The 16486-nt window shown below is 43.3% G+C and carries 19 protein-coding genes; 10 read left to right on the forward strand and 9 right to left on the reverse strand.

The window, feature by feature from the left end; all coding sequences use genetic code 11:
* The first annotated feature begins 54 nt into the window (after positions 1-54).
* From SD449_RS12995 to SD449_RS13005, 3 genes are all read left to right on the forward strand, one after another.
* Entirely contained in the window at positions 55-756 is a 702-nt protein-coding gene (locus tag SD449_RS12995) for a CoA transferase subunit A (protein ID WP_318311160.1), read from the forward strand.
* A gap of 2 nt (positions 757-758) precedes the next feature.
* Complete coding sequence (locus SD449_RS13000; protein ID WP_318311161.1) at positions 759-1412, forward strand: CoA transferase subunit B; 654 nt, start codon at positions 759-761, stop codon at positions 1410-1412.
* Between the two features lie 323 nt (positions 1413-1735).
* Complete coding sequence (locus tag SD449_RS13005) at positions 1736-2254, forward strand: GNAT family N-acetyltransferase (RefSeq protein ID WP_318311162.1); 519 nt, start codon at positions 1736-1738, stop codon at positions 2252-2254.
* Here the strand turns inward: SD449_RS13005 and SD449_RS13010 are convergent.
* Positions 2240-2560, reverse strand: a complete 321-nt coding sequence (locus SD449_RS13010) for a hypothetical protein (protein ID WP_318311163.1) — start codon at positions 2558-2560, stop codon at positions 2240-2242. The two genes, SD449_RS13005 and SD449_RS13010, sit on opposite strands and share 15 nt — an antisense overlap.
* Before the next feature lie 140 nt (positions 2561-2700).
* On the opposite strand from SD449_RS13010, the gene SD449_RS13015 reads away from it, so the two are divergent.
* Entirely contained in the window at positions 2701-3405 is a 705-nt protein-coding gene (locus SD449_RS13015; RefSeq protein WP_318311165.1) for a helix-turn-helix domain-containing protein, read from the forward strand.
* Here SD449_RS13015 and SD449_RS13020 read toward each other — a convergent pair.
* The 6 genes from SD449_RS13020 to SD449_RS13045 form a co-directional block, all read right to left on the reverse strand.
* Positions 3380-3868 carry a very short patch repair endonuclease gene (locus SD449_RS13020; RefSeq protein ID WP_318311167.1) on the reverse strand — a complete coding sequence of 163 codons (489 nt, stop codon included), beginning with the start codon at positions 3866-3868 and terminating at the stop codon, positions 3380-3382. The genes SD449_RS13015 and SD449_RS13020 overlap by 26 nt on opposite strands.
* Before the next feature lie 70 nt (positions 3869-3938).
* The gene (locus SD449_RS13025) at positions 3939-4685 is read right to left on the reverse strand and encodes a succinate dehydrogenase/fumarate reductase iron-sulfur subunit (RefSeq protein WP_318311169.1); all 747 of its coding nucleotides are present in this window, start codon (positions 4683-4685) and stop codon (positions 3939-3941) included.
* Positions 4686-4691: 6 nt separating this feature from the next.
* A complete protein-coding gene (locus SD449_RS13030) occupies positions 4692-6695 on the reverse strand; it encodes a fumarate reductase/succinate dehydrogenase flavoprotein subunit (protein ID WP_318311170.1) in 2004 nt (667 codons plus the stop codon).
* Between the two features lie 2 nt (positions 6696-6697).
* Positions 6698-7363, reverse strand: a complete 666-nt coding sequence (locus SD449_RS13035) for a succinate dehydrogenase cytochrome b subunit (protein WP_318311172.1) — start codon at positions 7361-7363, stop codon at positions 6698-6700.
* Between the two features lie 252 nt (positions 7364-7615).
* On the reverse strand, positions 7616-8236 hold the full coding sequence (locus tag SD449_RS13040) for an SIMPL domain-containing protein (protein WP_318311174.1): 621 nt from the start codon (positions 8234-8236) through the stop codon (positions 7616-7618).
* Positions 8237-8298: 62 nt separating this feature from the next.
* A complete protein-coding gene (locus SD449_RS13045; protein WP_318311175.1) occupies positions 8299-8913 on the reverse strand; it encodes a hypothetical protein in 615 nt (204 codons plus the stop codon).
* Positions 8914-9167: 254 nt separating this feature from the next.
* Between SD449_RS13045 and SD449_RS13050 the strand changes: the two genes are divergently transcribed.
* The 3 genes from SD449_RS13050 to SD449_RS13060 all read left to right on the forward strand — a co-directional run bounded on the left by SD449_RS13050 (position 9168) and on the right by SD449_RS13060 (position 12418).
* On the forward strand, positions 9168-9902 hold the full coding sequence (locus SD449_RS13050; RefSeq protein WP_207031314.1) for a LytR/AlgR family response regulator transcription factor: 735 nt from the start codon (positions 9168-9170) through the stop codon (positions 9900-9902).
* 9 nt (positions 9903-9911) lie between these two features.
* Entirely contained in the window at positions 9912-11444 is a 1533-nt protein-coding gene (locus tag SD449_RS13055) for a sensor histidine kinase (protein ID WP_318311176.1), read from the forward strand.
* An 83-nt stretch (positions 11445-11527) separates the two neighbouring features.
* Positions 11528-12418 (forward strand): RimK family alpha-L-glutamate ligase, encoded by an 891-nt coding sequence (locus SD449_RS13060; RefSeq protein ID WP_318311177.1) that lies wholly within the window; start codon positions 11528-11530, stop codon positions 12416-12418.
* A 13-nt stretch (positions 12419-12431) separates the two neighbouring features.
* Here the strand turns inward: SD449_RS13060 and SD449_RS13065 are convergent, their stop codons facing one another.
* Together SD449_RS13065 and SD449_RS13070 are read right to left on the reverse strand one after the other, a co-directional pair.
* Positions 12432-12863 (reverse strand): hypothetical protein, encoded by a 432-nt coding sequence (locus SD449_RS13065; protein ID WP_318311178.1) that lies wholly within the window; start codon positions 12861-12863, stop codon positions 12432-12434.
* Between the two features lie 180 nt (positions 12864-13043).
* Entirely contained in the window at positions 13044-13436 is a 393-nt protein-coding gene (locus SD449_RS13070) for a DUF2721 domain-containing protein (RefSeq protein WP_318311179.1), read from the reverse strand.
* Positions 13437-13515: 79 nt separating this feature from the next.
* Between SD449_RS13070 and SD449_RS13075 the strand changes: the two genes are divergently transcribed.
* The 3 genes from SD449_RS13075 (at position 13516) to SD449_RS13085 (ending at position 16462) form a co-directional block, all read left to right on the forward strand.
* Positions 13516-14808, forward strand: a complete 1293-nt coding sequence (locus SD449_RS13075) for an aminopeptidase P family protein (RefSeq protein ID WP_318311181.1) — start codon at positions 13516-13518, stop codon at positions 14806-14808.
* Between the two features lie 6 nt (positions 14809-14814).
* Positions 14815-14991 (forward strand): hypothetical protein, encoded by a 177-nt coding sequence (locus SD449_RS13080; protein WP_318311182.1) that lies wholly within the window; start codon positions 14815-14817, stop codon positions 14989-14991.
* 70 nt (positions 14992-15061) lie between these two features.
* The gene (locus SD449_RS13085) at positions 15062-16462 is read left to right on the forward strand and encodes a serine hydrolase domain-containing protein (RefSeq protein WP_318311183.1); all 1401 of its coding nucleotides are present in this window, start codon (positions 15062-15064) and stop codon (positions 16460-16462) included.
* Positions 16463-16486: the final 24 nt, after the last annotated feature.

Below are 16486 nucleotides of genomic sequence, written 5' to 3' on the forward strand. Positions count from 1 at the left end.
CTTGGGGCTTTTTTATTTAAATCGTATTTTCAAGCAATCATAAATACGAATCATATGATCAATAAAACAGTGGCCAATGTAAGTGATGCCCTCAAGGGAGTGGAACATGGCATGACCTTTATGCTGGGAGGATTTGGCCTGTGCGGAATACCGGAGAATGCCATTAACGAACTGGTCAGGTTGGGCATCAAGGACATTACCTGTATATCCAACAATGCCGGGGTCGATGATTTTGGCCTGGGACTGCTTCTTCAAAAGCGCCAGATCAAAAAAATGATTTCCTCTTACGTAGGGGAAAACGATGAATTCGAGCGCCAAATGCTGAGCGGAGAACTGGAAGTAGAGCTTACGCCACAGGGAACACTGGCGGAGAAGTGTAGGGCGGCCCAAGCCGGATTTCCTGCATTCTACACCCCTGCCGGCTACGGAACCGAAGTGGCCGAGGGCAAGGAAACCCGTGAGTTCGATGGTAAAATGTATGTTTTGGAGCCCGCTTTTAAAGCTGATTTTGCTTTTGTTAAGGCTTGGAAGGGAGACGAGGCAGGCAATCTCATCTTTAAAGGGACTGCGCGTAATTTCAATCCGTGCATGTGTGGTGCGGCTACAATTACCGTGGCCGAGGTAGAAGAACTACTTCCGGCAGGTAGTTTGGACCCCAATCAGATTCATGTTCCCGGAATATTTGTACAGCGAATTTTCCAAGGCCGGAAGTATGAGAAAAGAATTGAACAACGAACAGTTAGACAGAAAGCATAGATATGTTGGATAAAAACGGAATAGCAAAACGCATAGCAAAAGAGGTCAAGGACGGATATTACGTTAATCTGGGAATAGGAATACCTACTTTGGTGGCCAATTTTGTGAGGGACGATATCAGTGTGGAATTTCAAAGTGAGAACGGTGTGCTCGGTATGGGGCCTTTCCCGTTTGAAGGTGAAGAGGATGCCGACATTATCAATGCAGGGAAGCAAACCATCACAACGCTGCCGGGAGCATCTTTTTTTGACTCTGCGATGAGCTTTGGGATGATTCGCGGCAAACATGTGGACCTGACTATTTTGGGCGCCATGGAGGTGGCTGAAAATGGGGATATAGCCAATTGGAAGATTCCCGGCAAAATGGTGAAGGGAATGGGCGGCGCCATGGACCTTGTGGCCTCCGCCGAAAATATCATCGTTGCGATGATGCACACCAATAGGGAAGGAAAATCCAAATTGCTCAAGCGATGTACCTTGCCACTCACGGGTGTGGGCTGTGTCACCACCATCGTGACCAATCTGGCCGTGTTGGAGGTAACTTCTGATGGCTTCAAGCTATTGGAAAGGGCACCTGGGGTTTCCGTGGAGGAAATCATTAAGGCTACAGAGGGCCAGTTAATTGTGGATGGGGAAATTCCTGAAATGAAGATTTGATAATTATTCGTGGTTTTTTTACAACAAAAAAAACTCATTACACAACATAAGTTTTAAATTACCATTCATCGATTATATATTTGGTTATATCGAATTTTTGACCCAAATTAATACCACAAAACCAAACGACCATGGCACTCAAATCAAACACCACGATGGACGAAAATGTTCAAGTTTACAGAAATGACTTTTTCACAGGTTTTATGCTTTTGATCAAAAAGCTCTTTATGCTGTAGATCAGTACGTATTCCCCCTGAAAAAATTGGAGCCTACATTTTGTAAGGCTCTTTTTTTTGCGATAGATTTGGTCAAAACACCATATCATGCAACTCTTCTGCCGTGAATGTGACAGTTCTGACCTGGATACTTTGGCACAAGTGTCAAAAGAAACATTTGCCGCGGCTTTTGAAAAGGATAATGACCCGGAGGATTTTCAGGCCTATATTGGCCAAGCTTTCCATCCCGACACGCTCAAAAAAGAACTCTCGAATGAACACTGCTACTTTTATTTTGTTTTTGATGAAGGTGAATTGCTAGGCTATTTCAAACTAAATATAGCATCCGCACAGACCGATGTGCACGATCCCAACGCCCTAGAGCTGGAACGAATTTATGTCCTTGAATCGCATCAAGGTAAAAAAGTGGGCTCATGGATGCTGAAGGAAATTATACGGAAAGCAAAGACTTTGGGCAAAGATTATATTTGGTTGGGCGTTTGGGAGCACAACCCAAAGGCCATTGCCTTTTACCTACACCATGGTTTTTCAAAGTTCGGCGAACATCCATACTATATTGGAACGGATAAACAGACCGATTGGCTACTTCGCTTAAATGTTCAATAGTTCTCCAAGAAAAAGAATATCGCCCTCCGCTTGGAGCTTGTACGCAAAGGAATTCTCGAAAGCGGCATGAATCAATAACGAAATGGCCTTCGCGTTCAGTTTGGTCAAGCTGTTCGTGCGATAGACAACGTCCCTGATCGTTGAAAAACTCACATTGCTCTGTATGGAAATATTGGCAAAATCATTTTTAGTGGTGTTTCTCCGGAGTACCTCCGATAATCGCTCACTGATCGGTTTGCCATAGTCCTCTTCTTTAAAGATCAATTCAATTTTTAGTAGTGGCCCAAGGCCTTTAATAGAACCCATATATAATCCCTGTTTAAATAATTATACGTTGGGGTCGAATCCTATTTTCTATATTTGGCCTGTAACCCAATTACAGAAAACTAAATGAATTGCTGCGTGTAAATAATATTGCGTAACAATATTGCACAATATAGAAATAAATGTATATAATAAAGCAATTAAGAAGAAAAAATAACATTAGCCAATCAAAATTGGGTAAGGAAATTGGGGTAAGTCTTCGTACCATACAGCTCTACGAGCGTAAGGATGCCAACATTCCCATCAAGAATTTAACCAAGATTGCGGAGTTTTTCGGTCTTACGATTGCGGAACTGTACATGCATGAGGTTAACGATATGGGGGAGGCCTATACCAAAAGGCAGCCCTTTACCAAGCATGGGAGCGTATTTTATCCGTTGGAGTATGGCAAATATTTGGTGATGGCACCGCTGGTTTTGGTGGAATTGCACAAAAAGTATATCGATAGCCTAAAGAAAAATAATTTCACCAATCCCTTTCAAGGCGGTTTTGTGATTGATTTTTTAACCGAAGAGCCGCATAAGATCTTTGAAATTTCAGGAGATTCCATGAATGATTCCAGTGCAGGGGCCATTCCGAACAAATCCTATGTGCTGGGGCTGGAGGTAAAGAAGGAATCCTTGACCCGGAACAATGAAAACTCATGGAACCTACCATATATCATAGTTTGCGGGGATAGGATAATCTGTAAACAGCTTACAGGCTATAATAGACAAAACAAGGCGGTCATGTGTCATAATCTGAATACTTCGCCAGAGTTTCAGGATTTCGAATTGCCCATGGAAGAGATACTGCAGGTTTTCAAGATTGTGAAAAAGCAGCTTTGACCTTGTTCAGGTGGGTCAGCACTTCTTCAAGGCACTCATCCAAGTTTTTCTTCACCTCCGTTTCCCAAAAGCGAAACACGGTATACCCTTTCTCTTTTAATGCCAGGTTCACTTCTTGGTCCCGTTGCATGTTCCGTTCAATTTTCGGGATCCAAAATTCGCGATTGGTCTTTATTTTTCGCTTGCGCTCTTTCCAATTATGACCATGCCAGTACTCCCCATCAATAAAAATGACGGTCTTGTACTTTTTAAGGGCGATATCCGGCTTTCCTATGAGTTTTTTGTAGTCGATACGGTAACGGTATCCCGCTTGCCATAATGCTTTTCTGAAAGCAAGCTCCGGTTTGGTGTTTTTGCCGCGGATCTTCCCCATGATCTTGGAACGCTCGGGGGTGGTGTAAAAACCGGATTCCTCATTGAACCTGGGGACTTTAATACGTTCTTTTGGGTATTCTTTGGGCATACCGTAAGATAACAAAAAACCCAAACTCCTAATTGGAATTTGGGTTTTGTATATTGATGTGTTATGGTGTTTATCCCTTTAAGGTAGCGGATAAGTACTCACGGTTCATACGGGCAATGTTGGTCAATGAAATACCTTTAGGGCATTCCACTTCACAAGCTCCGGTGTTGGTACAGTTACCAAAACCTTCCAGGTCCATTTGACGCACCATATTCTGAACGCGTTCCACCGCTTCCACTCTTCCTTGTGGCAACAAGGCAAATTGTGAAACCTTGGCCGAAGTGAACAACATGGCGCTTGCGTTCTTGCAAGCGGCCACGCAGGCACCACAACCAATACAGGTGGCGGCATCCATGGCTGCGTCCGCAGCATGCTTATTGATTGGAATACTATTGGCATCAACGGTATTACCAGACGTGTTTACGGAGATATATCCCCCAGCTTGCTGAATACGGTCAAAAGAGCTTCGGTCCACGATCAAATCCTTGATTACCGGAAAAGCTTTTGCACGGAAAGGTTCTATTACAATGGTGTCCCCATCGTTGAACATTCTCATGTGCAACTGGCAGGTGGTTACCAATCTATCCGGACCGTGGGGTTCCCCATTGATCTGCAGGGAACATGATCCGCAGATACCTTCCCTGCAATCGTGGTCAAATTCAACGGGCTCCTCTCCTTTGGAGACCAATTCTTCATTTAAAATATCCAACATCTCCAAGAAGGACATGTCACCTTCGACGCCGTCCAAGGTATAATCAACTATCTTTCCAGGTGAGGATGCGTCTTTCTGACGCCATATTTTTAGATACAATTTCATAGCTTCTTATTTGTAGGATCGTGTCTTTAGTTCAATGTTTTCATATACCAAATCCTCTTTGTGCAATTTGGCATCCTTTGGCTCGCCCACATATTCCCAGGCGGCCACATATTTAAAGTTTTCGTCATCGCGGAGTGCCTCACCTTCTGGGGTTTGGTACTCTTCACGGAAGTGTCCGCCACAAGATTCGTTCCTGTGCAGGGCATCCTTTGCAAACAGTTCGCCCAACTCCAAGAAATCGGCAACACGCCCGGCCTTTTCAAGTTCTTGGTTTTTGGAATCGATGCTTCCGGGAACTTTTACGTTTTCCCAGAAATCCTTTCTAAGTGCCGAGATTTCCTCGATGGCTTCTTTCAGTTCTTTTTCGTTACGGGCCATACCACATTTGTTCCACATGATCTTGCCCAGCTTCTTGTGATAGTAATCCACGGAATGGATACCGGAACCACTTGTCAACTTTTCCATTCTCTCGCGCACCTGTTGCTCGGCCTCTTCAAATTCTTTGGAATCTGTAGGAATAGCTCCTGTCCTAATATCTTTTGATAGATAGTCTCCAATAGTGTAAGGCAGTACAAAGTATCCGTCCGCCAGTCCCTGCATCAAGGCGGAAGCTCCCAGACGGTTGGCACCATGGTCGCTAAAGTTGGCCTCTCCTGCTGCGTAGCAACCGGGAATCGTGGTCTGCAAGTTGTAATCTACCCAAAGTCCGCCCATGGTGTAGTGCACCGCGGGATAGATCATCATTGGGGTTTTGTATGGATTTTGATCTACGATTTTTTCGTACATCTGGAAAAGGTTCCCGTACTTGGCCTCCACAACTTCTTCACCCAATTTGATGATGGTTGCTTTGTCCGGGTCTTTGATGCCCGAAGTAAGTGCCTTTTCTTTTCCGTACCGCTCTATGGCAGAGGCGAAATCCAAATATACCGCCTCACCGGTCTTGTTCACACCAAAACCAGCATCACAGCGTTCTTTTGCGGCCCTTGATGCCACATCGCGCGGCACTAGGTTACCAAAGGCAGGATACCTCCTTTCCAAATAGTAATCCCTATCTTCTTCGGCAATCTCGGTAGGCTTTAATTTACCCTCGCGTACGGCGATGGCATCTTCTTTTTTAGCCGGTACCCAAATACGTCCATCATTTCGAAGCGATTCCGACATCAATGTCAATTTGGATTGATGGTCGCCCGAAACGGGAATACAGGTCGGGTGGATCTGTGTAAAGCACGGATTGGCGAAGAAAGCGCCTTTTCGGTGAGCTCTCCAAGCGGCCATTACGTTGCTTCCCATGGCATTTGTTGAAAGGAAGAAAACGTTCCCATAACCTCCTGATGCCAATACTACGGCGTGTGCACTGTGTCTTTCAATTTCACCCGTTACCAAGTCCCTTGCAATGATGCCTCTTGCCTTACCATCGATTAGGACGAGATCCATCATTTCGTGACGGTTGAAAGCTTGGATCTTGCCTCGGTTGATTTGACGGTTCATGGCGGCATAGGCGCCAAGTAACAGCTGTTGTCCTGTTTGTCCCTTGGCATAAAAGGTCCTTGATACCAACACCCCTCCAAAAGAACGGTTGTCCAACATACCACCATACTCACGGGCAAAAGGAACACCTTGTGCCACACATTGGTCGATAATATTGCTGGAGACTTCTGCCAATCGGTATACGTTGGCTTCACGAGAGCGGTAGTCACCACCTTTTATGGTGTCATAAAAAAGGCGATAGCTACTATCTCCGTCACCTTGATAGTTCTTGGCTGCATTGATTCCCCCTTGGGCCGCAATGGAGTGTGCCCTACGTGGTGAATCTTGATAACAGAATGTCTTTACATTGTAACCCAGCTCGGCCAAAGTCGCTGCTGCCGAACCGCCTGCCAGACCGGTACCCACGACAATAATGTCGATGTTCCTCTTGTTGGCGGGGTTTACCAGATTGATGTCGTTTTTATGCTTGGTCCATTTGTCGGCCAGTGGCCCAGATGGAATTTTAGAATCCAATATGCCCATACTTAATGTGTTATTGGGTTAAGGTGGTGGTATAAGGCGATAAATGCAAACGCCAAGGGTACCACTACCGCGAATATTTTAGCAAATTTTTTAAAACCGGAGGTGTATTTGTTGTTCACGCCCATGGATTGGAAAGATGAAGCAAAGCCGTGCCACAAGTGCAGGCTGAGCAGTACAAAGGAAACCACGTAAAGGATGGTTCGCCAAAATGGTGCAAATTTCTCTACTGTTTCAGCATAATAGCGCGTGGGGTCCTCGGGGTTGGCCTCAACATATTTGTAGGTCATTTCGTGAATCCAGAAATCGTAGAAGTGCAATGCCAAGAACGCCAGTATGACCAAACCTGAGTAGATCATGTTCCTTGATACCCAAGGGGCATTGGCTCCTCCATTGTATTTTACATAGCCAACATCCCTTGCTTTTTTGTTCTGGATCTCCAAAACAAAGCCCATAACAAAATGCACGATGACACCTGCGATCAGAATGGGTTGCATCAAAAATTGGACGATGGGGTTGTAGCCCATAAAATGTGAGGCTTCATTGAAAAATTCCGGTGAAAATACCGAGGCCAGATTGATGGTCACATGGAGAATCAAAAAGGTGACCAAAAAAAGACCCGACAAGGCCATAACGTATTTTCGGGCCAGCGAAGATTTTATCAAACTCATTAGAAGTTAGTTTTTGAACAAATTTACGGCACGAATGAGTTTTTAACAAGTAATAAACAAGTAGACCCCCCTTATTTAGAAACATTATAGGGAAGGGACAAAGCTTTGAAAATGATGTACTAAAAGTCCGCAATGTAGTTTGGGCGGGAATTGATAATTCCGATAAAAAAGTGGGCACATCCGTACATGCGCGCAGAATGTTGGATTTGAAAAGGGATTGCGATATTTTGGTGGAGATGTTGGTTTTGAGGTTTATTTGGTTTCGAAGATCACTTGAAGGGAATAGATGTATTCCCCGACTGGACGATCGTAATATATGGAGGTTTCCATTTGCTCGTTAAGATATTGATTGTCCTCTACAGTGATCACATCACCAAGTTCCTTGCCCAGGGTGAGCGCGATTAAGGACGCTTTTTTTCTGGCGTTTTCCATTGCTTTGCCATAGAGTAGTTTAGCCACGTTTTCATCTATTTTTATAACAGCAACGCTATTCAAACGCTGAAGCCCCAACGATTTTATGGTCAAAAAGGTCCTCATTTTTTCGATGGACGAAGTTGAAAATTCATAGATGGCACCCTCTTTGTCGTACCCCATGGTCTCAAAACCAAATTCATACGGTCTTTCCTTGATTTCCTTCCAAGAGATACCTTGCAACTCCAATGCCTTTTGGTAAATGGACCTTAGTTCCTCGAAATCCATGCCGTCCGAAGCATAGCTTGAATACGCTGGGCTTACTGAAACCGTGGCTTTATAGATAGGAGAAGAATCCACATGGATGGCCCTGGCCAATACTTTTATGGTAGCGCTTTGTTCTTGGGCCGCCATTACGGAAGGCATCATTACCACCAAGAGAACGTATAATAATTGTTTCATCTTTATATAAGAGCTTAAATAATAGGTGTGTTTTGAATTAGGGGGAACTTTATAGAATCTGATTATTCAGGAATATTGAAATATTCGATGACTTGTTCGTAGCTCATTTTGGTAAAATCTATGTTTGATTTACCAGAAGTGGATACTCCACCAGGAATTAGAACATAACGGTACTGTTCCAAAAAGGTGCCGTCCAAAACACTTTCGCCTTCTTCGTTGGCTGCCACCGTGATTCTGATTTCATCACTTAGTGCCCTGAAATAATAGGACTGTTGCCTACCTGCTCCGAATACTATAGGGAGTTGGTATACCAGATTGCCACCTGCGGCAATATCAATTCTTCTTGCGTAGACCAAAATGGTCCCAAAATTTAGCATGTCTGGATCAATTTCTGGCGCATCAATGGTAAAGGAAGAGGATGTGGCTATGATGTTGTTGCTGAATTCGGTATTTATCCAATCCGAATAGATAACATTGGCCGTACCTGTTTCTCCTTGCTCGCCCTGTTCTCCCTGTTCCCCTTGAGGGCCTGCAGGTCCGGCGACCCCTTGCTCACCTTGAGGTCCTTGTGGGCCAACGGCACCATCCTCACCATCTTCTGGAGAGCAAGAGACAATCAACGCGACCGACATTACTGTTAAAAAGAATGCTTTAATTGATAATTCACTTGTTTTCATGTTTAAATTTTTTGGGTTTCAGGGGGTCAAATTAGAATTGCTGGACCAGTTGATGAACTCGCTCGTTACCATAGGTGGATATTATTATGCTGGCTGGTTGTTTTTTATTACCAATGGGACGTTCCTTTCTTTTTTGGAAAGATTTACCATTCGTACAGCATACATGTAGCTTACACACCATTTTGTGTTAAATATCACTATGGTTGGGTTTTGTAGCGGTTCAATTTATAATTTGGGGTAAAGAAGAAACCATCATGAGGGTAATTATTGTAGATGACGAGTTGGCCGCTATCAATAGCTTGTCTTGGGAATTGAGGAAACACTCGGACTTTATCTCGATCATTGAAACATTCACCTCTCCCGTAGAGGCCATATCGGGAATCAATTACCTAAAGCCCGATTGTGTTTTTTTGGATATTGAAATGCCCGAAATGAGCGGGTTCTCCCTTTTGGAAAAATTGGAATATCGCAACTTTGCCATAGTTATCACCACAGCATACAATCAATATGCCATTAGGGCCATTAAAGAAAGTGCGGTGGATTACCTTTTGAAACCGGTAGATCAGGATGATATTTTGGGCGTTGTGGAAAAGCTGAAAAAATTGAATGGCGCGCAAAGTTTCAAACACCAATTCGAACAAACGTTTGAGGCGCTTTCCCGGGCAAGTTCACCACAGATTGTTCAGATTCCAGTAAGTGGAAAGATTTTGTTCTTGCGTGTGAACGAAATTGTGTATTGCGAATCGGACGGGAATTACTCAAAAGCCTTCTTGGAATCCGGAGAACAGTTATTGGTATCAAAAAAACTGAAAGAGCTGGAGGACATGCTTCCCAATCGAATGTTCTTCAGGGTACACAATTCCTACATCGTCCATTTGCTAAAAGTAAAAGAGTATTTGCGGTCCGAAGGGTACTTGGTCTTGTTGAACCAAAAGAAAATACCTGTTTCAAGGACCAAAAAAGAGGCTTTTTTAAATAGGATGAGCTAATATGCCCTTATGCTGAAAAATTTGACAGACTTCTTCAAGGAAAGTAACCAAAATGGATTTGGTTTCTTTGTGGTTTCCGTACTGTTCTATCTTTTTGTTTTTTTTCTGATACAGTTTTTTCAGCATAAGAAAAGGTTTTACCTCTTTTACTGTTTATATGCCCTGGTTACCGGTATTACGTTGATGAAATATGTGGAAGGTGTCTTTTTTTCGGACTTTTTTCATAGTCCTTCCGGAAGAAGCTTTGTAGCCTGGGTTCATTACCCCACACAATTGTTTGCCTCGATGCTGTTCAGCTTTTTTGTCCTGGACATAATGCAGCTCAAAAACGGACATCCCAAATTCGTTAAATGGGCATACCGGGCCTATTTGGGCGTTGCCCCGATATATTTGACCTTATGGTCCGTTCAATTGATGAATCGCCGATCTTACTTGATCGATTATTTCCATGGGTTTTTCTTTTTGCCCATGAGCCTGATCGTGTTTGTGGGAGGATTCTATTTGGTACTGAAACAGGATCGCATAATCAAGTGGTACATCCTATCGGGTATGTCGGCACTTTTTGTTTCCTACCTCATCATCACTTTGTATTCGTTTAAGGATAGTAGGGCCAATGACGAAACACTGTATATTTTTTACTTGGGGGTATTGTTGGAAAGTCTCTTGTTTGCCCTCGCCATTGGTTTGGAGCAAAAAATGGTCTATAGGGATAAGGCCCAAGTACAGAAAAAATACATAGATCAGCTAGAAGAGAATCAAGTGATCAAGGAGAGTATCAACCGAACACTGTCGGATGAACTTTTGCAGACCAAGGCCGAAATAGAGGGGCTCAGTTCGGAGGCCCAAAGGGAAAGAACCGAAAAACTCACCATGAAAATGGAGAACAGGTTCGCACAACTCAAGCTCGATGCCCTGCGGAGTCAAATGAACCCTCATTTTATTTTCAATGCGCTCAACTCCATTAAATCCTATTTGATAGAAAACAATCAAGAAAAGGCCATTTATTACTTGGGAAGGTTTTCCAAGCTTATCCGTGGAATCTTGGAAAGCTCAAGGAAGGACCTTGTCACCTTAAAAGAGGAGTTGGCCATTATTGAGATGTACACTGAAATTGAAAGTGACCGCTTCAAAAACAATATTGAATACATTGCCGAAATTGACGATGGAGTATCTACGGACACTATTTTGATTCCCTCGCTCATATTACAGCCTTTTGTGGAAAATTCCATTTGGCACGGACTCACAACAAAAAGAGGTAAAAAACGGTTGATTATTAAGGTCCAGGAAAGCGATAAAGAGGACTGTCTTAAGGTTATAGTGGAAGACAATGGTGTGGGACGACAGGCTTCCCGTCTTAAAAACCTTCAAAATCCGCTCAAAGGCCAATCATTGGGATTATCAATAGTTCAGGATCGGTTAGATTTTTTTTCTAAAAAATACCACGAAGATTTCAGCTATACCATTTACGATATAAAAGACGAAGAAACTGGAAAGGCACTGGGAACAAGGGTAATCGTGAACCTGCCAAAACTTATGGTGTAAATCCGATTGGAATCAAAAGAAAAACAGCCGGCAAAAGGAAAATCCAAATAATTGTCCGAATTTGGATAAAATTTAAAGAACAAATGGACATTGCCATTTTATCCGTAAGCCTTCATGTGTACTCCACTGCTAGGATTGTTGAGGAATTTGAAAAGGCAGGACACTATGTTGACCATATCGATCATACCAAATGTTCCGTGCAGTTGGGAGATGAAAAGCCCCAGATTTTTTATGGAACGGAAAATATCACCGACGAGTTCGATGCGATTGTCCCAAGGATCGGTGCCACCGTGACCCGTCACGGAGCCGCAATCGTAAAACAGTTTGAAATGAACGGGGTTTTCAGTGCGGCAAAATCATTGGGCATCATCAGGGCAAGAAATAAGGTTTCCACGTTACAGATGATGGCCAGAAAAGGCATCCCAGTGCCAAAAACGGTGTTTTCCATCAACCCTAACAATGTGGAGCAACAGATCGAACTTTTGGGAGGAGCCCCGGTGATCATAAAATTGCAGGAAGGTACCCAAGGCAAAGGTGTTATTTTGGCGGAAAGCAAGAAATCGGCAAAATCCATTATTGACACCCTCTACAATATGAACACAAGCATTTTGTTGCAGGAGTATATCGAAGAAGCCAATGGTGAAGACCTGCGGATAATTGTGGTCGGCAATAAAATCGTAGCGAGCATGAAAAGGACCAGCGGTCTTGATGATTTTAGATCGAACGTACATCGGGGAGCGGAAACACAAAAAGTTCAGCTTACACCACGCGAAAAATTTATGGCGATCAATGCGACCAAACATTTGGGCCTGGGGGTGGCAGGCGTGGATTTGATACGATCAAAAAATGGCCCTTTACTTATCGAGGTAAACGCCTCGCCCGGCTTAAAGGGTATCGAGGCCGTGACGGGAATCAATGTGGCAAAGCATATTGTCCAGTTTGTGGAAAAGCATGGGAAACGAAACAGAAAATAGAGGCCTTTATTGTTTAGGCGGACTGGTCCATTTTCTTTTCGCTCACTTTGCACATGCTCCATTTAATGGCGTCCTCAAGGTCGGTAAACTGGCGAATTTTGTTCTTAAAGAACATTTTTTCAAGCACCAAGCTGGTAAGTCCGCTATGGTTGTAGGTGACTACGGAATAAAAGTCCAATTCGTGCCTGTGTTTGTAGAACTTTAACCAATCCGTTGGCACTACGCTGTAATTGTTTATTCGGTTGCTGATGTAGGCGATCGGGTCGTCCTTTCCCAAAATTTCGTAGGCCACGTTTATGATCCTTTCGGCGATGGACCAATCAAAGGTCTCGCCCTCGTTCATTTCTGAGATGACCAATCCATCAAAAAAATAGAAAATCCCAAATTCGTACTCTCTGATCTCCCTTATGTTTTTAAAATATTCCAAATCCTTAACCCGTTGCATGTATCCTCACAGAATAATGAATCAATTATATCCGGCAAAAGTAGATGCAACCGGAGTTTATTTTGGAGCTTGATTTACAAATGGCCCTTTAGGATTGGTGCAACAGGCCTTTCAATTGACGGCCAATGTTTTCAATTTGCGGGCATCAAGAAGTATTCCTACACAAAGTGTTTTAATACCCTATTCTTTCTGCATATTCTTTAGTTGAATTCCCAATGCCTTGGTGGAGAGCTGTACTTCAAAAAAGGAGAGGACCAAGGAAATCATCAAAAAGACCAAACTGAACCCAAAAACGATATTGGCCCAGACATCTTTTTCAACATAAACGAGAAACATGGTGATGGCGGCCAACAAAAAACTGATGATGGCAGAGGCCTGCATGTTCTTAATGATCCCCAAACGGGTACGCAACTGGTTTATTTGCTGTTTTAGGGGTTGGGCCGAGGTCTCCTCGAACTGTTTGTGCAATTGCCTGATCAATGCCGCAATGGCCAAATACCGAGCATTGTAGGCCAACATGGTAAGTGAAATGGCGGGAAACAAGAGGGCGGGTATGCTAAGGTTCAATTGCATGGCTTCAATTTGAAATGGAAGGTAAGGATTTGTCTTGGGTAACGCAATTGACTAAATTTGGAAAAATCAAAATATACATATGAAATACGCTCAAATCGACAATGATCTTTTTGTAAAGAACCGGAAGAAATTCATGGCCCAGATGAAGCCCAAGAGTATTGCCGTGTTCAACTCCAATGATATTTATCCCATTGGTGCCGATAGCACCATGCCATTTGAGCAGGCCCGTGATATTTTTTATCTGAGCGGAGCGGACCAGGAAGAGACCATTTTGCTGCTTTTTCCGGATGCGATGGATGCAAAGCATCGTGAGGTTTTGTTCGTGAGGGAAACCAATGATCATATTGCGGTTTGGGAAGGCGCCAAGCTCACCAAAGAAAAAGCCACCGAAGTATCGGGCATAAAAACCATTTATTGGCTCAAGGATTTTGACAAGATCTTTTTTGATCTGATGACGGAGGCGGATACCGTTTATTTCAATACCAACGAGCATTACCGCCAAGCTGTGGAGACGCAGACACGCGAGGATCGGTTTATTGAAAAGTGCAAAAAGGAATATCCCGCCCACCAATGGGCCAAGAGCAACCCTATTTTGCAGAATATCCGTGGGGTAAAGGAGCCCGAAGAAATCGATTTGATGCAGAAGGCCTGCGATATTACCGAAAAAGGGTTCAGGCGAATTTTGGAATTTGTAAGACCAGGGGTCTGGGAATACGAAATCGAGGCCGAATACCTTCATGAGTTTGTGAGGAACCGCTCCAAAGGGTTCGCCTATACGCCCATTATCGCCTCGGGGGCAAATGCCAATGTGCTCCATTACGTAGAAAACAACCAACAGGTAAAGGACGGCGATATGATCTTGATGGACCTTGCAGCAGAATATGCCAATTATTCCAGTGATATGACCCGCACCATTCCCGCAAACGGAAAGTTTACCAAAAGACAAAAGGAAGTTTATAGTGCGGTGCTCCTTGTGAAGAACGAAGCGACCAAAATGTTGGTTCCCGGTACCCTTTGGGCCGAATACCATAAAGAAGTAGGGAAACTGATGACCTCCGAGTTGATAGGTCTGGGATTATTGGACAAGGCCGATGTGCAGAACGAAAATCCGGAATGGCCCGCATACAAAAAATACTTTATGCACGGTACCAGTCACCATATAGGATTGAACACCCATGATTACGGAGAATTAAAGAAACCTATGAAAGCCAACATGGTATTTACGGTGGAACCGGGCATTTATATTCCCGCTGAGGGAATGGGCATCCGACTGGAAGATGATGTGGTGATCCAAGAAAAAGGAGAACCATTCAATTTGATGCGTAACATTCCCATTGAAATCGAAGAGATAGAAGAGTTGATGAATAAATAGTCTTAAATGAAGCTACTATTTTTATTTATCCAACAATCAAACATTGAAAAAAAGATAAAGGAAGCTCCCGACAGTGCCTACGAAATTGGTGTGGTCATTGGGAGCTACTTGCCTTTTGTGGTATTGGCAGGAATTGCCTATGCCATATATCGCTACAATAAGAAGAAGCGCGGCTCGGAGTAAATGGGTTTCTTTGGTCTTTTGCTTTTACATCAAAAAGGACGAACTTCACATCACCTACTAATATTTTTTTATGAAAAAAGTATTTCTTTTTCTGTGCTGTGGAATATATAGTTTGTCCTTTTCCCAAATAACGGACAGCATAGCTGCGGACCGAATTTTTTCCGAATGGAACATGCGAACCCCGGGCGCTGCCTTGGGGATTGTGAAAGATGGTAAGCTGGTATATGCGAAGGGCTACGGTAGCGCCGACTTGGAGCATGATTTGCCCATATCACCATCTTCCGTTTTTTACATTGGTTCCGTTTCCAAGCAGTTTGTTACGTTTTGTGTCCTCTTATTGGAGGAACAGGGCAAGTTGAACTTGGATGACCAGATTCAAAAATACCTGCCCGATTTTCCAGAGTACGATGCTCCGCTTACCGTAAGACATTTTATTCATCATACCAGTGGGGTTAGGGACTATTTGACCTTAATGTACCTTAAAGGGAGAGATTATTTGGACAATTCCGATGTGGATGAAGTGTATGAATTGATCAAAAGTCAAAAAGAGCTCAATTTTACCCCTGGTGATAAATACCTGTACAGTAACTCCTGTTATTTTATGTTGGCGATGATCATTGAAAAAGCATCCGGACAAACCATCAAAGAATTTGCGGCTGAAAACATATTTAAACCTCTGAAAATGGAGAATACCCAATTTTATGACAACAATTTGGATCTTGTCAAAAACCGGGTATTTAGTTACCGAAAGAATACAGAAGGCAGCTTTGACAATTTGATCATGCGTTTCGATCTCGTAGGCTCAGGAGGGGTTTATTCCAGTGTCGAAGACTTATATCTATGGGACCAAAATTTCTATCACAATATTTTGGGAAAAGGAGGCCAGGGCATCATCGATAAAATGCATGAAGAGGGAATCTTGAACAACGGGGAGAGCGCAGGCTATGCCTTCGCACTGCATAACGACACGTATAGGGGTTTGCGAACGGTCCATCATGCAGGTGCATTGGCGGGCTATCGGGCACAGTTGCTTCGTTTTCCCAAAGAAAAAACCTCTGTGATTATTTTGGCCAATAGGGCAGATGCAGACCCTACGGGCAAGGCTTATAAAGTAGCAGATATTATTTTAAGGGATAAATTTATTGAAGTTGCAGAGGCTAATGATACACCCGATACAAAAGCGGAAGAATTGGGGAAAGCATCGGAAAAAGACATCTCAGAAATCGATATGCAGATTTACATCGGTGAATATTACAGTGACGAATTGAACACAACCTATAAAATCTACATGGCCAATGATTCGCTTCAACTTAAAATAGCCAACTACAGCCCCAGAAAATTAACCGCAGAAGGGGACGGTATCTTTGATGCCGAAGGATATAAGGTTCGTTTCAAAAAAAGTGATGGAAATATTTCAGGTTTTGAGTTTGATGTGGGGAGGGTCACCAATTTAAAATTTGAAAGGATTTGACTTTCTGTGAATTTACCACGAACT

This window comes from Flagellimonas crocea (genome assembly GCF_033441595.1).
Lineage (GTDB): Bacteria > Bacteroidota > Bacteroidia > Flavobacteriales > Flavobacteriaceae > Flagellimonas > Flagellimonas crocea.

What these genes read in the sequence shown, in the direction of transcription:
- SD449_RS12995 (WP_318311160.1), top strand. Translation starts at nt 55, where the DNA reads ATGATCAATAAAACAGTGGCCAATGTAAGTGATGCCCTCAAGGGAGTG.
- SD449_RS13000 (WP_318311161.1), top strand. Translation starts at nt 759, where the DNA reads ATGTTGGATAAAAACGGAATAGCAAAACGCATAGCAAAAGAGGTCAAG.
- SD449_RS13005 (WP_318311162.1), top strand. Translation starts at nt 1,736, where the DNA reads ATGCAACTCTTCTGCCGTGAATGTGACAGTTCTGACCTGGATACTTTG.
- SD449_RS13010 (WP_318311163.1), bottom strand. Translation starts at nt 2,560, where the DNA reads ATGGGTTCTATTAAAGGCCTTGGGCCACTACTAAAAATTGAATTGATC.
- SD449_RS13015 (WP_318311165.1), top strand. Translation starts at nt 2,701, where the DNA reads ATGTATATAATAAAGCAATTAAGAAGAAAAAATAACATTAGCCAATCA.
- SD449_RS13020 (WP_318311167.1), bottom strand. Translation starts at nt 3,868, where the DNA reads ATGCCCAAAGAATACCCAAAAGAACGTATTAAAGTCCCCAGGTTCAAT.
- SD449_RS13025 (WP_318311169.1), bottom strand. Translation starts at nt 4,685, where the DNA reads ATGAAATTGTATCTAAAAATATGGCGTCAGAAAGACGCATCCTCACCT.
- SD449_RS13030 (WP_318311170.1), bottom strand. Translation starts at nt 6,695, where the DNA reads ATGGGCATATTGGATTCTAAAATTCCATCTGGGCCACTGGCCGACAAA.
- SD449_RS13035 (WP_318311172.1), bottom strand. Translation starts at nt 7,363, where the DNA reads ATGAGTTTGATAAAATCTTCGCTGGCCCGAAAATACGTTATGGCCTTG.
- SD449_RS13040 (WP_318311174.1), bottom strand. Translation starts at nt 8,236, where the DNA reads ATGAAACAATTATTATACGTTCTCTTGGTGGTAATGATGCCTTCCGTA.
- SD449_RS13045 (WP_318311175.1), bottom strand. Translation starts at nt 8,913, where the DNA reads ATGAAAACAAGTGAATTATCAATTAAAGCATTCTTTTTAACAGTAATG.
- SD449_RS13050 (WP_207031314.1), top strand. Translation starts at nt 9,168, where the DNA reads ATGAGGGTAATTATTGTAGATGACGAGTTGGCCGCTATCAATAGCTTG.
- SD449_RS13055 (WP_318311176.1), top strand. Translation starts at nt 9,912, where the DNA reads ATGCTGAAAAATTTGACAGACTTCTTCAAGGAAAGTAACCAAAATGGA.
- SD449_RS13060 (WP_318311177.1), top strand. Translation starts at nt 11,528, where the DNA reads ATGGACATTGCCATTTTATCCGTAAGCCTTCATGTGTACTCCACTGCT.
- SD449_RS13065 (WP_318311178.1), bottom strand. Translation starts at nt 12,863, where the DNA reads ATGCAACGGGTTAAGGATTTGGAATATTTTAAAAACATAAGGGAGATC.
- SD449_RS13070 (WP_318311179.1), bottom strand. Translation starts at nt 13,436, where the DNA reads ATGCAATTGAACCTTAGCATACCCGCCCTCTTGTTTCCCGCCATTTCA.
- SD449_RS13075 (WP_318311181.1), top strand. Translation starts at nt 13,516, where the DNA reads ATGAAATACGCTCAAATCGACAATGATCTTTTTGTAAAGAACCGGAAG.
- SD449_RS13080 (WP_318311182.1), top strand. Translation starts at nt 14,815, where the DNA reads ATGAAGCTACTATTTTTATTTATCCAACAATCAAACATTGAAAAAAAG.
- SD449_RS13085 (WP_318311183.1), top strand. Translation starts at nt 15,062, where the DNA reads ATGAAAAAAGTATTTCTTTTTCTGTGCTGTGGAATATATAGTTTGTCC.